Raw genomic sequence first — 14,450 nt, 5'->3', positions numbered from 1 at the left:
GTAGGAGTCAAAATGAGAGCCGTAGAAATAACGAAGCCGGGTGGACCAGAGGTGCTGGTGCCTGTCGAACGTCCTATGCCTGAACCAGGCGCAGGAGAGGTGCTGATCAAGGTTTCTGCGGCGGGGGTGAACCGGCCTGACGCGCTTCAGCGAGCCGGCGCCTATCCGCCTCCCCCGGGCGCGTCCGACTTGCCAGGTCTGGAAGTGGCCGGCGAAATTGTTTCGGGCGATGCGGCGGCAGGGGGGCTTTCGATCGGCGATCGGGTCTGCGCCTTGGTGGCGGGCGGCGGATATGCCGAGTATGTAGTCGCTCCGGCAGCCCAATGTCTTCCTGTTCCCAAAGGATTGAGCGACATCGAGGCAGCCGGTTTGCCGGAAACATATTTCACCGTTTGGAGCAACGTGTTTGATCGCGGGCGCCTTGCCCAGGGCGACACGCTTCTGGTACACGGCGGAGCCAGCGGGATCGGTACCACGGCCGTTCAATTGGCAACGGCGATGGGTCACACCGTATACGCGACGGCAGGAAGCGATGAGCGCGCACGGGCTGTTGAACAATTGGGCGCAGCGGAGTGCTTCAATTATCGCACTCAGGATTTTGTAGAAGAGATACGCCGGGCTACCGACAATAAAGGCGTGAACGTCATTCTTGACATGGTCGCAGGTGAATATATAAACCGGGACATCAAATGTCTGGCGGACGAAGGGCGTATCGTCATAATCGCCGTACTGGGTGGAAGTAAATCGACAATAGACGTGAGTCAGGTCTTGCGTCGTCGCTTGACGATTACAGGCTCCACATTGCGTCCGCGCTCGGTCGAGTTCAAGGCCGATATTGCTCAATCGCTGCATCGCCATGTATGGCCGCTACTGGAAGCGGGCCGGATCAAGCCCGTGGTACATCAGACTTTCCCGCTCGAACGCGCTTGTGATGCCCATGCCATGATGGAAGCCGGTGAACAGATCGGCAAACTGATCCTCACGGTCGATTGACCGGCTGGGATACTTGCGGTGTGTGCTGGCCAGACAAGGCTCCTGAGGAGCAAATTTGTGTCTGGCACCGCCCGAGCGTTTGGCTCGTGGGGTTTAATCGGGCTACAATGCCCGGTTAACTCAATAATTGTACTTTGCCTATACACGCGCTTTTTGCCCTTGTGGGCGGTTGAATCGAAAAGCATGTCGTGATGGGCAGTTGCGCGCCTTTATCTGGTGCAAGCCATTTTTGGAACTCAATGAATACAGCTTCTTTTCGCAAGCGTCTTGTCATGGGCAATTGGAAAATGAATGGCGGGCTCGAGGCCAACGCCAAGCTCATGGCCGATTTACATGCCGGCGCTGGCATTTTGGCTGATCACTGCACGCTTGCCGTGTGCGCTCCTTTTCCCTATCTGGCACAGGTCCAGTCGCAGCTCCAGAACAGCGTGATCTCATGGGGCGCTCAAGACATCAGCGCTCACAAGGCCGGAGCGTACACGGGTGAGGTATCCGCCGCGATGCTTGTCGACTTTGGCTGTTCCTGGGCGCTTGTCGGGCACTCAGAACGTCGTGCCATGCATGGTGAAACCGACGACGTGGTTGCCGCAAAAGCGCGTGCAGCCCTTGACGCCGGCATTACGCCGGTGGTTTGCGTGGGTGAAACATTGGCAGAGCAAGAGGCCGGTCAAACACTTGCCGTTATTCAGCGCCAGTTGGGTCCGGTGCTCGCGCTAGGAAAAGAAGCAGTTTCCAAAATTGTGGTGGCTTACGAACCGGTTTGGGCAATTGGCACCGGTCGTACCGCTACGCCCGCTCAGGCTCAGGAGGTTCACGCCGCCATTCGCGCCAGCCTGACCTCATTGGATGCCCATCACGTCCGCGTGCTGTATGGCGGCAGTGTCAAGGCAGATAACGCCGCCAGTCTGTTTGCCATGCCCGACATTGACGGGGCCTTGGTTGGCGGTGCTTCTTTGGTTGCAGACGAATTTTTACGCATTGCGGCCGCATAGGCCTCGGAGTTTCTTAAATGAATTGGTTGTCACCTCTCCTCCTGGCGATTCAGGTCATCGCATCGCTAAGTATCATCGTGCTCGTTCTTTTGCAGCAGGGCAAAGGCTCGGAAATGGGTTCTGCTTTTGGTAGCGGATCTGCCGGCAGTCTGTTCGGTGCTTCCGGAGCAGCTAACTTTTTGTCGCGCCTGACCAAATGGGCCGCCATTTTGTTTTTCCTTTCCACAATCGGATTGGCCTATACGGCGCATCGTACGGGTGACTCGATTCTTGATGGCGGCTTGATGCAAGATTACCAGGCGCCGGTGCCCGCTTCGTCGGGTAGCGCCGTTCCGGTCGTGCCCGGCGACGCGCCGGCCAGCGACGTGCCACAAGTGCCGGGTGCGGCAGAGGTGCCTTCGGCTCCGAACGAGGTGCCGCAACAGGCTCCAGCCGCCGGCGCAGGTCAGCCTTCCGCAGCTGAAGGTGTGTCCCCTGATTCTGGCGTTTCGCAGTAGTGTATTGAATTTGCTCGGGATTTCGCGTGGCGAGATCCGGGGCTGGATTTAAAGGCGCGCGGCGCTGGCTTATTTTTTATAAGCGCTGGCACGCACTGCAAGAAACGTGCTAAAATTGCGTTCTTTGCATTTGCCGACGTGGTGGAATTGGTAGACACGCTATCTTGAGGGGGTAGTGGCGAGAGCTGTGCGAGTTCGAGTCTCGCCGTCGGCACCAAGCTTTAAAAACAAAAAAGCCCGCATCCGTTGCGGGCTTTTTTGTGTCTGTTCAAAACCGTTAGAACAGGGCTTCTTCAGTTTCGTCGGCCTCCATGAACTTGCGCACATTGATCTGTTGCGTCTTTTTGCCGGCGAAGTCGCATTCGGAATCGTAGATGTAATGCTTGCAACCGCTAAGCAGCGGACACTTCTGAAATAGCTCACTTACCCAATCCACAAATACGCGAACTTTCGGAGACAGGTGGCGGTTGTGCAGGTAAACCACCGATATCGGCAGCGGAGGAGGGGTCCACTCGGACAGGATTTCCACAAGCTCGCCCGAGTCCAGCAAGGGGGCGACCATGTAGCGGGGTGCCTGAATCAGCCCGAAACCCTTCGCCCCGCAACGCACGTAGGCTTCTGCATCGTTTACCGAAACCATCCCTTTGGGTTGAACGTCCCGTTGCTGACCGTCGACCAGGAACGACCAGTCGATGATGCGCCCGGTACGACTTGAGAAATAGTGTACGGCGCGATGATTCTCAAGTTCTTCGATGGTCTTGGGTTCGCCGAACCGCTCGATATAAGCGGGTGCCGCGCAGGTAATGGCTTCGAACGATCCGATACGGCGCGCCACCAAGCTGGAATCTTCGAGCTCACCGATGCGGATCGCACAATCCACTGCCTCACGAACCATGTCCACGGGCCGATCGCTCATTCCGATCGCCAGCTCGATATCTGGATATCGCGAATGAAAATCACATAGGGCAGGTACGAGAATCAATCGGCCGATGGAGGGTGACATTTCGAGACGTAGCCGCCCGCTCGGATGTTGCCGTATCTCGCGAAACGACGACTCGAGGTCTTCGAGGTCAGCCAAAAGCTGTTTGCATCGTTCGTAATATGAGGCCCCGTCTGGAGTCATGCTCAGGCGGCGGGTAGTCCGGTTCAGGAGCCGTACCTTGAGGCTCTGTTCGAGCTTTTGAATGGTAGTGCTGACTGTGGATCGGGGTAATCCAAGACTGTCGGCCGCCAAAGAGAAACTGTCGGCCTCGACGACCCGGGTGTAGATCTGCATTGCCTGGAAGCGGTCCATAGGCATCTCCCGATTGTTCGTCCAGCACGAATAGTATTACCGAAAAAAGGCTATTTAACTGGACGGGTAAAGAATCAATAATACACCCAATCGCTCTGCGTGACGACGGATTGAATGTTGCAGTCGCGCAATTTCATCTGGCCCCTCCTTATCACGAGCTTCCCATGTCCTCCATTTCCCAAAGGTTTGCCTTGACGGCACTCACCATTACGATCACTGCTGTGCTGGCAGGCGCGGCTTATGTTCGAATTTCCGAAGCGGAAGCGACACCGTCCGCAGTGGACACGCCCGCTGCTGCCGTTGACGTGAAGCCTGCGCGAGAGCAAGTAATTCATGATCAGCGTGAGTATTCGGGCCGTCTCGAAGCGGTAGAGAACGTTCAAATCCGGCCGCAGGTTTCGGGCACGATTACGCAAGTGCATTTTGATGACGGTTCGTTGGTAGAGGCCGGAGACGTTCTCTTTACGATCGACCCGCGTCCATACAAGGCTGCCGTAGCTCGCGCACGTGCCGAGTTGGCCGCTGCAAAGGCCAGGGCGGTTTACACCGCAAATGAACTTGCCCGAGCCAAGCGCCTGCTGGCCCAGAACGCAATTGCCCGCAAGGATTTCGAGCAACGTCGCAACGCCGCTGGAGTTGCTTCGGCTCAACGACAGGCGGCAGAGGCGGCGCTTGCTGCTGCTGAGCTCGACCTGGAACATACGAAAATTGTTGCGCCTGTTTCCGGCCGTGTATCCCGGGCAGAAGTAACAGTCGGCAATTATGTCGTGTCGGGCGGTTCGTCCGGACCCCTTACCACTTTAGTGTCCGTGGACAAGGTCTATGCGTCATTTGACGTGGACGAACAAAGCTTCTTGTCTTTCGTATTGCCCTCGACATTGGGGGGTGGGCCTACCGCCCGCGTGACGATGGGCCTGAGCAGCGAATCAGGTTACCCGCGCGTGGGAAAGGTGGCATCTGTCGACAACCGCCTTGATACCGCCTCCGGCACGATCCGGGTACGAGCGGTGTTTGAAAATCGTGATGGCATGTTGATACCTGGCTTGTACGCGCGGATCCTGCTTTCCAGTGGTATCGAAAGAAACGCCGTGCTGGTCGAGGAAACCGCGATTGGTACCGATCAGGACAAGCGTTATGTGCTGGTTGTGGACGAGAACGCGCGGACGGTCTATCGCGAAGTGCGTCTGGGGGCTTTGAGACAAGGCATGCGGGTCGTTGAAGCGGGATTGCAGCCCGGTGAGCGGGTCGTTGTCAACGGGTTGCAGCGCGTCCGTCCAGGAGACCCAGTGGTTGCCAGCGAAGTGGAGTTGCGGGAAGGAGCCAGGCTTGCCGACGTGGGTCACGACTCGGGACCGCATTCGATAACGCGGAACGCATCCTAGGACGGTGGCCATCATGAATGTCTCAAGGTTCTTTATTGATCGCCCCATCTTTGCCGGCGTACTGTCTATCTTGATTCTGCTGGCGGGTGTTGTGTCGGTCTTCCAGTTGCCCATCTCAGAGTATCCGGAGGTTGTGCCGCCGTCTGTGGTGGTTCGGGCCCAATACCCTGGCGCGAATCCGAAGGTTCTGGCCGAAACTGTCGCCGCTCCGCTTGAGGAGTCAATCAATGGTGTGGAGAACATGCTCTACATGCAGTCGCAGGCGAACAGTGACGGAAACCTGGCCATAACAGTCAGCTTTCACTTGGGTACCGATCCCGACAAGGCACAGCAACTGGTGCAGAACCGTGTGTCCCAGGCTTTGCCTCGATTGCCGGAAGAAGTGCAGCGCTTGGGTGTGAACACGATGAAATCCTCGCCAACGCTGACAATGGTCGTACACCTCATTTCACCCGATCAGCGTTACGACACTACCTATCTGCGCAATTACGCGGTTCTTAACGTCAAGGACAGGCTGGCTCGCATTGACGGCGTCGGGGAAGTTCAGATCTGGGGGGCGGGCGATTATTCCATGCGCATCTGGCTGGACCCGGGCAAGATGGCCCAGCGCAACCTGACGGCTGCGGAGGCCGTGACCGCCATTCGTGAGCAGAACATCCAGGTTGCAGCCGGCATGATAGGGGCGAGCCCCATAGGACCAGATGTGCCGTTGCAACTGTCGATCAATGCCCAAGGTCGCCTACAGACCGAGGAAGAATTCGCCAATATCGTCATCAAGGCGTCAGAGCAGGGTGGAGTGACACGTCTGGGGGACGTGGCCCGTGTTGAGCTGGGTGCGTCCGAATATGGACTGCGCTCGTTGCTGGACAACAAGCCGGCGGTGGGCATCGGCATCATGGAGTCTCCGGGCGCCAACTCACTGGCTGTTTCTGACGCGGTCAGGGCCGCCATGCATGAGCTTTCGGCGGACTTTCCCCCGTCGTTGGAAAGTCGGATCATGTACGATCCGACGCAGTTCGTTCGCTCGAGCATTAATGCAGTAATTATGACGCTGCTCGAGGCAGTCGCCCTGGTGGTACTGGTGGTCATTGTCTTTCTTCAGACGTGGCGGGCCTCGGTCATTCCATTATTGGCCGTTCCGGTGTCCATTGTCGGCACGTTCTCGGTGTTGCTGGCACTTGGCTATACGATCAATGCGCTTTCTTTATTCGGCTTGGTGCTGGCAATAGGAATCGTGGTCGATGACGCTATTGTGGTGGTTGAAAATGTTGAACGGAACATTGCCCAGGGCCTCAGTCCGCGCAAGGCTACGCACCAGGCCATGCGCGAAGTGAGCGGGCCGATTATTGCAATTGCCCTCACACTGGTTGCGGTATTCGTGCCATTGGCATTCATGACGGGGCTGAGCGGCCAGTTCTTCAAGCAATTCGCCGTAACGATTGCGATATCGACCGTCATTTCGGCGGTGAATTCGCTGACCCTTTCACCGGCATTGGCAGCGCTGCTTCTCAAGGAGCACAGCGCACCCCCCGACCGACTCACGCGGTACATGAATTATTTGCTGGGCGGGTTCTTTCGGGTATTCAATCGGTTCTTCCATCGATCCTCTGAACAATATGCCTCGGGCGTATCCAGGGTAGTTCATCGCAAGGCAGCCACGATGGGCGTGTATCTGGTCTTGCTGGGTTTGACTGCCGGCGTGTCCTACATCGTGCCGGGTGGATTCATTCCAGCTCAGGACAAGCAGTACCTGATCAGCTTCACTCAGTTGCCAAGCGGCGCGTCGCTGGATCGTACTGAAGGCGTCATCAAGAGGATGTCCGAGATTGCCCTGAAGCAGCCGGGCGTGGAAAGTACCATCGCCTTCCCTGGACTTTCCATCAATGGCTTCACCAATAGCTCAAGCGCCGGGATCGTCTTTGTGGTGCTGGATGCCTTCGACAAACGCAAAGATAGCCAGCTATCGGCCGACCATATCGCGGGTGAACTCGAAAAGGCCTATGCGGGGATCAAGGATGCTTATATCGCCGTGTTCCCGCCGCCCCCCATTCTGGGCCTGGGAACAGTCGGAGGGTTCAAGCTGCAACTGGAAGATCGCGGCGCGCTTGGTTACGAAAGGATGGACGCGGTCACCAAGCAATTTTTGTCCCGCGCTGCCCAGACGCCTGAACTGGGACCGGCATTTTCCAGTTATCAGATCAATGTGCCGCAGCTCGATGTAGACCTCGACCGCGTGAAGGCCAAGCAACTGGGAATACCAGTGAATGATGTGTTCGAAACCATGCAGATATACCTGGGTTCGCTGTATGTAAACGACTTCAACCGCTTTGGACGGGTCTACCAGGTTCGTGCCCAGGCCGATGCACCATACCGGTCGCAGCCGGAGGACATACTTCAGTTGAAAACACGCAGCCGCAGTGGGCAGATGGTGCCCCTATCGACGCTTGCCACGGTCACTCCTGGCTTCGGTCCGGAGATGGTGGTGCGCTACAACGGCTACAACTCGGCGGATATCAACAGCGGTCCTGCCCCGGGGTATTCGACCGATCAGGCTCAGGCCGCAGCAGAACGTATTGCGCAAGAAGTTCTTCCTCGCGGTGTCAAGTTCGAATGGACAGATCTGACCTATCAGCAGATTTTGGCGGGTAATGCAGGGATGTGGGTATTCCCGATAAGCGTACTTCTTGTCTTTCTGGTATTGGCGGCCCTGTACGAAAGTCTCATCTTGCCTCTGGCAGTGATACTGATCGTACCCATGAGCATACTGGCTGCACTGACGGGTGTCTGGTTGACACGGGGCGACAACAACATCTTCACGCAAATAGGCCTGATGGTGCTCGTGGGACTCGCGTGCAAGAACGCGATTCTTATTGTCGAGTTTGCGCGCGATCTTGAGGCACGCGGCGTCGGGACAATCAAGGCTGCTATTGAAGCAAGCCGGTTGCGTTTGCGGCCCATCCTGATGACATCGATAGCGTTCATCATGGGAGTAGTGCCATTGGTTCTTTCCAGCGGTGCGGGATCGGAAATGCGCCACGCCATGGGCATTGCTGTCTTCTTTGGCATGCTGGGCGTGACCTTGTTCGGCCTGTTTCTTACTCCCGTCTTTTACGTAGGCCTGCGTATGCTGGCCCGGCGAGCAGAGGGTTCCGGATCCGAGCCTGCATCGCCGCCGCTGATCGTTGGCGAAGAATGAGGCTCATCATGAATAAATTTAATTACCTGCTCTTGGCTTCTGCATTGATGGCACTTTTATTGGCCGGCTGCGCGGCAGGTCCAGAATATCAACGTGCCGAGGTATTGGTCCCCGACCATTTTAAAGAGGCCGGCATGACTGCGGAAGCGGCCAGGAAATGGCAGGAGGCTCAGCCCAAAGATGCCTTGTCGCGCGGACGGTGGTGGGCAATTTTCAATGATTCCACCCTGGATGCTTTGCAAGAGCAAGCCGAGCGGGCGAATCAGGATCTGAAAGCGGCCGCTGCACGAGTCAGGCAAGCCAGGGCGCTACGAGCGACGGCGCAATCGGGGCGCTTTCCGACTGTGGATGTAAGCGCCGGCCCAAGTCGACAGCGTCGCTCGGCTGCCTCCATGGGACTGGAGGACGGTGCGCCGGCGTCCACCGATACGCTCTGGCGGGTTCAGCTTGGTGCTTCCTACGAGGCAGATCTGTTTGGACGCGTCGCGTCTGAGGTCGATGCGGCGAGCGCCGACGCCCAACAAAGCCAGGCCTTGTTTGAGTCATTGAAGCTGGCTTTACAGGCGGATGTTGCGCAAACCTACTTTCTGATCCGTCGCCTGGACGCAGAGCTCGCCTTGTACGAAAAAACCGTGGAGTTGCGCAGCAAGACACTTGAGCTTGTCACACAGCGATATCAAGCCGGTGATATCGGGGAGCTGGACGTTGCGCGCAGCCGCACTGCACTGGCATCGGCACGATCCGAGGCCCTGGGTATTGAGCGTGAGCGTCTGGTCGCCGAGCATTCGCTGGCGACGCTTTTAGGGAAGCCGCCGTCTGAATTCTCGCTCGACACCCACCCCCTTGGCCGCGTACCGGTGGACATCCCTGCGGGATTGCCTTCCTCCTTGCTGGAGCGTCGTCCCGACATTGCTGCTGCCGAGCGTGCCATGGCAGCCGCGAATGCGCGAATCGGCGCGGCAAGGGCGGCGTACTTCCCCAGGCTCACCCTGACCGGCGCGATGGGCTATGAGTCTTCGGAGTTGAGCAATCTGCTTGAATGGTCGAGTCGTACCTTCCTGCTTGGCCCGCTGGTAGGCTCCATCCTGTCTTTACCCATTTTTGACGGCGGGCGCCGCGAAGCCAATGTGGAACGAGCCCGTGCACGATATGAAGAAGATGTCGCGGCCTATCGACAAACGGTGCTGCAGGCATTTAAAGAGGTAGAAGACGGGCTTGCCAATGTACGCATTCTGGGTGAGCAGACGCAGGTGCAAGATTTGGCTGTCGATCAGGCCTCGCGGGCTGCCCGGCTCTCCCAGATCCAATACCGGGAAGGGTCGGTAAGTTATCTTGATGTTATCGACGCCGACCGCGAGGTTCTGGTTCAGAAGCGTGCATCGGTGCGGCTGGACGGTGATCGGGCCATGGCGGCCGTGGCCTTGATACGTGCCATCGGAGGAGCATGGGACTGGGACGGTTGAGGCCGTTCGCAATCAAAAACCGATTCGGGCATCAGGTGAGCCCGCGGAGCCCAGGCGCTATTTGATACGTCGCCGGTTTATTTCGATGGCTTGTGGGCTTGACGTCCATTCGCTTGGGAATGCATCGGGAATGTCCGGGAAATCTTCGTGACGGACTCCGGTCGCGCGCTCAGGTTGACGCGATTGGTTTCTACGCCATCAGGTCTTCGTAAAGCCTACTTTTATACATAATGTAATAAAGGTATTATCGGGTGGGCATTCAAATCCGTCCCCTAATCTTTTGTTGCCTGCGTCAGGCGGGATAACACCTTTTGCACTCACTTGCTTACTGGTTTTTGAAAAAGATTGCTTCCAGCCCAAGGGCATTTGCCTGGGGGTCTGGGGCAGTGACAATTATCGTGCTGCTGCTTGCGTCGGCCGTAGCCACGATATGGATCGACCGTAACCAGGTGTCGCAGCGCCACAAAGATGCCATCGAGATTTTCCGGGTCTCGACGACCGAAAGCGTCGAATTGCTCGAGCACCTTCATCAGCATGACGCTCTGGACTGCACCGCGGATGCGTTGATGCACCTTAACACGCACCTGCTCATGTCGCGCTATATCCGCGAGATCGGTGTGCTGGACGAAGAAAGACGGCTGCTTTGTACTACATCACTTGGCCTGCTGCCCCAGCCCTACAAGGGGGGGCACAGGGTATATCAGACGCGGGCCGGGTTTGAGTTGCTCAATAACGTGCCTCTCGCGATGGCTGACACAGAGTTCCTGGCCGTCATCATTCAGCTTCCTCCTTTCAACGTAGTGCTGAGCCGTTATGCAACGGGCGATATCTTCGCCAGTGCCGACGTGGTCTGGTTACATACAACCGATGGTTTGATTTCGCTGAACGTAAGCGAGTCGAACATTGCAAGCGCCAGGCGCGAGCGAGCCGCCCAGCCGGCAAACGTCGGATTCAGGCTGCATGGCATGAGTTATGAGCTGATCACGTCCCCGGAGGGACAGGACCTGGTCTTGCAGACGGAACGTTCCTTTCTGACGGTTTTTCAGGAAAATGCTTCGCTTTTCACTTTCTTGCTGGGGGCTTCAATATTGGTGGGTACGTTGGTGACCGGCGCTTTGGCCCCGCAGTTACGCCAACTTGCCGACCTTCGTCATCGTATTGCCTACCTTTGCAACGATGAGAATATCAAGCTTGTGTATCAACCCATTTTCGACCTGGGTACCCTGCGACCGGTGGGCTGCGAGGTTCTGGCTCGACTCAAAGAGGGAAGCAAGCTGTGGGAACCCGAACACATCATTCCCGCCATCCAGGCCGCTGGTCTGCACGCGCAGTTTGACAAGGTTGTTGCTGCAAAGGCAATACGCGAACTGGGTCTGGCACTGCCGCCATGGGATGAGATGTTCATCGTTGCGCTTAACTGCTTTCCCGAGAGCATAGATCCCGATACCCTGATCCCCGAACTTTCCAGGGCCTTGCAGACGGCTTCTCGAAACGATCTGCAGGTCTGTATCGAAATCACCGAACACAGCCTTTCCAGCGATTTGATCTCGGAAGTCCAGCAACTGCGCGAGCAGGGCTTCTGGATCGCGGTAGACGATTTCGGCATTGGTTATTCCAACCTCAAGGCGGTGACAGCGCTTTCGCCTGACCTGCTGAAGATTGACCGTTCGTTTATCCATGATCTGGAGGATGAGGGTTTACGCTCCAACCTGATACCGGACATGGTCAACATCGCATCGGTCATCGATGCCCGCCTTGTGGCTGAAGGAATTGAGCAGGTGGGTCAGGTACAGTTGCTCAAGGCTGCGGGGGTTCCGTATGGTCAGGGCTATGCCCTGGCGCGTCCGATGCCACTATCCGATTTTTTGGCGTTCCTGCTACAGCACCGTCCCGGACTTTGTTAACAATCGTCAAGTTCGGACGAAAATGTTGGACTTTGTTACATCGTGTGCGCGAAGATAGTTTTGTACAGACACTTGGCGGACTTATGTGAACGCACTCTTTTCCGACGCCGCGGCTACCACTCATGTGCTGATCGTTGATGACGATGCGCAGGAGCAATATGTGTTGCAGGAGATGCTTCGGGGTAACGGATTTCGCTTCAGTCTTGCAGAAACCTGTAATGCCGCCCTGGAATTGGCACTCACTGATCGCCCGGACATTGTGCTTGTTTCGCTGCGCTCCAGCGGACCTGATGTCGTCCAGCTGGAAGGGCGGTTTCGCAGTCATACCGATATCCAGACCATCCCGTTTCTTGTCATTACGACTGCCAAACCCTTTTATGACGGTACCGTTGTCCAGAGGAGCGAGGTGCTTGATTTTCTGATCAGGCCGTTCACTCTTGGTCAGTTGGTTGACCGTGTTCAGGCCCAGCTTCGGATGGCTGCTTTGTTGCGAGAGCAGGGCGCTGCCACCGGCACCGACGGTATGCCGGCGCCCCAGGAAGACTGGGAACTCATCGGCCGTACCAAAAAGTGTCTTGTGGAACGTCTGGCTGACGTGCATCGGCTGGCCGACCTGGCCGAGGCCGTTTCAGTGCCAGAGCGACGTCTGGCTCTCGCGTTCCAGCACTGTCTGGGAATTTCGGCAGTCGAATTCATTCGTCAGGAACGGATACGGAAATCCAAGTTTCTGCTGACCAACACGACGTTGAGCGTGCGCGACATAGCATTGAAAGTAGGGTTCTCGAGCGCCGCCAATTTCTCGACGGCGTTCAACACTCAGGTGGGCACATCACCGTCGTCGTTCCGCAACCAGGCCTTGAGCAATGCCTTGGTGCTGGACCGGAGCCTAAATTCTAAATAAAGATAATCAGTGCGATCACACCGATTATGAGGGCAGCACGTACTACGTGGTAGACGGTCTTGTTCCAGCGCTTGAGACGGCGTCGGTATTGACCCACGACCCAGGAAATCCGGAATAGCCGGCTTACGAGTCCGACTTGATCTCCTTCCTGGTTTGGCGATGCCGCTGCCGTCATGACAACCCGCGAGAACCAGCGGTTGAACCTGGCTGCCCAACGGTATTTCAAGGGCCTTTCAAGGTCGCAGAACAGTATTGTGCGGGTTTGATCGGTGGTGTTCTGGGCCCAGTGAATATATGTTTCATCAAACACCACGCTTTCCCCGTCCCGCCAGCTGTAGCGTTGGCCATCAACCTCGATGAAGCAGCCTGCATCATTCGGGGTATCCAGGCCCAGGTGATAGCGCAACGAACCTGCATAAGGGTCCCTATGGGGGTTCAGCTTGGCCCCGGGTGGCAGAACCGCGAAAAGGGCCGCTTTGACTTCCGGAATATTTCGTAGCAAAGCGACTGTCTTGGGACATAGCTCGGCGGCGGAAGGGTGCTCGGCGTTGTACCACTTTAGATAAAAACGCTTCCAGCCCGTTTTGAAGAAGGAATTGAAACCCGCGTCGTCATTGTTGGCGGCGGCACGGATGCGTTCCTCTCGGGCCAGGGCCGCCGCCTCTTGACGGATGACTTCCCAGTTTTCGTCCAGGGCAGCCAGCCCTTTGATGCCGGTGTTCGAAATGTACGGCCGTGCAGGTACGGCCGAGAACACATACATAAAGGCGTTGACAGGCGCCAGCAAAGAAGTGTGGTTAAACACGGTGCGGAAAAAACTGAGGCGCACCTTGCCCCGGAAGTAGATGTAGGTAATTGACCCCAGCCACAAGACAATGATGACTGCCTTGATCATATGGATTCCTGTCTATGAGCAATAGATGATTTTAGCCCGGGCAGGAAAATAAGGCAGCGGCAAGAAACCGTCTAGCGGCACTGGCAAGAGCCGCCCAAAAGACAGCGCCGAATTTTCTGGGGGCATAATTTTTTCATAGGTGAGCGTAGTCGTAAACAGGGCGGGGAAGGACGTCGATGTCGCTTTGCTCGCATAAAAACTGCCTTATCCTGCCGGGGCTGACTATGACGTGTAATAAAGCTGAAATATAAGTGATTGAAAAAATGGAAGAATGTATTGTTGAGCCCGGATTTCAGAGCTCGCAAGTGGTCGTCGACAAAGCAACCGGAACAGATTCTGGCGTTTGTTTTGTGTGACAATTTTGTTGCACGGACTAGCAAAAAAACAACGTTTTTGTCGTAATTGAGCCACAAATTCACGTAAAAAAGGCTCGATCCCGGGTTTGTTCATATCCAAAGAGGGCGGCGCTTGTTGGAATGGCTGCAACTTCCATCTGCGGAGTTGAAGGCGGAGCCCGAAACAGCCCGCCGGCTATTGCTCAAACCTACGGAGATTTTCACACATGAAAAAGAGTCTGCTTTGCGCTGCTCTGATTGCCGGATTCGCCGGCGCTGCCACTGCCGAAACGTCGGTCACCTTGTATGGCCGTGTTGACGGTGGCATTGGCTACCAACAATTCAAGGGGACCAATCCTGAAACCGGCGAAAGCTTCAAGGGCACAAACACCGGTATGGCCAACGGCATCATGGGCGGCAACCGCTGGGGATTGAAGGGTGCAGAAGACCTGGGTGACGGTTTGCAGGCGGTCTTTGTACTTGAAAACGGATTCAACCTGAACGACGGGTCCAGTGGAAGCATGTTCGATCGTCAAGCAACCGTTGGACTGCAGTCTTCGTCCTGGGGTCGACTCGATCTGGGTCGTCAGACCACTGT

The 14,450-nt window shown here is 56.5% G+C and carries 11 protein-coding genes and 1 tRNA gene; 10 read left to right on the top strand and 2 right to left on the bottom strand.

Annotation, left to right across the window (positions count from 1 at the left end):
* Positions 1-12: 12 nt before the first annotated feature.
* The 4 genes from Q1J88_RS11505 (at position 13) to Q1J88_RS11490 (ending at position 2,699) form a co-directional block, all read left to right on the top strand.
* Complete coding sequence (locus Q1J88_RS11505) at positions 13-993, top strand: NAD(P)H-quinone oxidoreductase (RefSeq protein ID WP_301117851.1); 981 nt, start codon at positions 13-15, stop codon at positions 991-993.
* A 239-nt stretch (positions 994-1,232) separates the two neighbouring features.
* Positions 1,233-1,985, top strand: coding sequence for a triose-phosphate isomerase (gene tpiA / locus Q1J88_RS11500; RefSeq protein WP_301117850.1), 753 nt, complete (start codon positions 1,233-1,235; stop codon positions 1,983-1,985).
* Positions 1,986-2,002: 17 nt separating this feature from the next.
* Positions 2,003-2,482: a preprotein translocase subunit SecG gene (secG, locus tag Q1J88_RS11495; protein WP_301117849.1), complete on the top strand. Its 480-nt coding sequence runs from the start codon at positions 2,003-2,005 to the stop codon at positions 2,480-2,482.
* A gap of 132 nt (positions 2,483-2,614) precedes the next feature.
* A tRNA-Leu gene (locus Q1J88_RS11490) sits at positions 2,615-2,699 on the top strand.
* Positions 2,700-2,759: 60 nt separating this feature from the next.
* Here Q1J88_RS11490 and Q1J88_RS11485 read toward each other — a convergent pair.
* Complete coding sequence (locus Q1J88_RS11485) at positions 2,760-3,776, bottom strand: LysR family transcriptional regulator (RefSeq protein WP_301117848.1); 1,017 nt, start codon at positions 3,774-3,776, stop codon at positions 2,760-2,762.
* A 164-nt stretch (positions 3,777-3,940) separates the two neighbouring features.
* Between Q1J88_RS11485 and Q1J88_RS11480 the strand changes: the two genes are divergently transcribed.
* The 5 genes from Q1J88_RS11480 to Q1J88_RS11460 all read left to right on the top strand — a co-directional run bounded on the left by Q1J88_RS11480 (position 3,941) and on the right by Q1J88_RS11460 (position 12,622).
* Positions 3,941-5,158: an efflux RND transporter periplasmic adaptor subunit gene (locus Q1J88_RS11480; RefSeq protein WP_301117847.1), complete on the top strand. Its 1,218-nt coding sequence runs from the start codon at positions 3,941-3,943 to the stop codon at positions 5,156-5,158.
* A 13-nt stretch (positions 5,159-5,171) separates the two neighbouring features.
* Positions 5,172-8,354, top strand: coding sequence for a multidrug efflux RND transporter permease subunit (locus Q1J88_RS11475; RefSeq protein ID WP_301117846.1), 3,183 nt, complete (start codon positions 5,172-5,174; stop codon positions 8,352-8,354).
* 8 nt (positions 8,355-8,362) lie between these two features.
* The gene (locus Q1J88_RS11470; protein ID WP_301117845.1) at positions 8,363-9,817 is read left to right on the top strand and encodes an efflux transporter outer membrane subunit; all 1,455 of its coding nucleotides are present in this window, start codon (positions 8,363-8,365) and stop codon (positions 9,815-9,817) included.
* A gap of 386 nt (positions 9,818-10,203) precedes the next feature.
* Entirely contained in the window at positions 10,204-11,721 is a 1,518-nt protein-coding gene (locus Q1J88_RS11465; RefSeq protein WP_301117844.1) for an EAL domain-containing protein, read from the top strand.
* 85 nt (positions 11,722-11,806) lie between these two features.
* On the top strand, positions 11,807-12,622 hold the full coding sequence (locus Q1J88_RS11460; RefSeq protein WP_301117842.1) for an AraC family transcriptional regulator: 816 nt from the start codon (positions 11,807-11,809) through the stop codon (positions 12,620-12,622).
* Here the strand turns inward: Q1J88_RS11460 and Q1J88_RS11455 are convergent.
* Positions 12,615-13,517: an aspartyl/asparaginyl beta-hydroxylase domain-containing protein gene (locus Q1J88_RS11455; RefSeq protein WP_301117841.1), complete on the bottom strand. Its 903-nt coding sequence runs from the start codon at positions 13,515-13,517 to the stop codon at positions 12,615-12,617. The two genes, Q1J88_RS11460 and Q1J88_RS11455, sit on opposite strands and share 8 nt — an antisense overlap.
* A gap of 562 nt (positions 13,518-14,079) precedes the next feature.
* Here Q1J88_RS11455 and Q1J88_RS11450 point away from each other — a divergent pair.
* Positions 14,080-14,450, top strand: a 371-nt coding sequence (locus tag Q1J88_RS11450) for a porin (RefSeq protein WP_301117840.1), incomplete at its 3' end; no start/stop codon positions are given.

Origin of the sequence: Pusillimonas sp. (assembly GCF_029263785.1) — a bacterium.
GTDB lineage: Bacteria > Pseudomonadota > Gammaproteobacteria > Burkholderiales > Burkholderiaceae_B > Pusillimonas.
Note: the sequence above shows the minus strand (reverse complement) of the source record. Positions and strands in the feature narration are given on the sequence as shown.